This is a genomic window from Clostridium sp. ATCC 25772 (genome assembly GCF_001573875.1).
In the GTDB taxonomy this organism is placed as follows: domain Bacteria; phylum Bacillota; class Clostridia; order Clostridiales; family Clostridiaceae; genus Clostridium_J; species Clostridium_J senegalense.
This window is the reverse complement of the sequence record NZ_LFRG01000152.1, coordinates 1-684: the sequence shown is the minus strand read 5'-3', so window position 1 is coordinate 684 and position 684 is coordinate 1. Positions and strand designations below refer to the sequence as shown.

At 31.1% G+C, this 684-nt stretch carries 1 protein-coding gene; it reads left to right on the top strand.

Annotated elements, in window-relative coordinates:
• The coding region (locus AZI32_RS17270; RefSeq protein WP_157450975.1) for an amidohydrolase family protein at positions 1-494 on the top strand (494 nt) is incomplete at its 5' end.
• Positions 495-684 lie beyond the last annotated feature (190 nt).

Genomic DNA, 684 nt, shown 5'->3' with positions numbered 1-684 from the left:
TAGAAATAGGTGAAATGAGGGGTAAAGATCCTGTTGATGCTACTATGGACTTATTGTTAGAAGAAGAAAATGCAGTTGGAATGGTAGATTTTTACGGACTAGAAGAACATATTATAACTTTCATGAAGAGAGAAGAACAAAATGTTTGTACAGATGGTCTATTATCAGGAAAGCCACATCCAAGAGCATATGGATCATTCCCTAAAATATTAGGAAGATATGTTAGAGAATTAGGAGTACTGACTTTACAAGAAGCAGTTCATAAAATGACTAAAAAAGCTGCACAAAGTTTCAGTATAAAAGATAGAGGTCAACTAAAAGAAGGATACTTTGCAGATATAGTTATCTTTGATAAAGACAAAGTTTCAGGGTGTGATGATTATATTGATTCTACTCAATATCCAACAGGTATAGATTATGTAATCATAAATGGAAACTGTGTAATTGAAGAAAATGAATATAAACATATTAAGGCTGGTAAAGTATTGAGATAACCTTAGGAGGTATCAAAACATGATATTAGTTGGAAATGGGAGATTGATAACTAAAAATGAACAAAATCCATATATGGATGATGGGTGTGTAGTTATTGAAGGCAATGTTATAAAAGAGATTGGTACAACTAAAGAAATGAAGGAAAAGTACTCAGATTATGAGTTTATAGATGCGAATAAAAAGGTAATA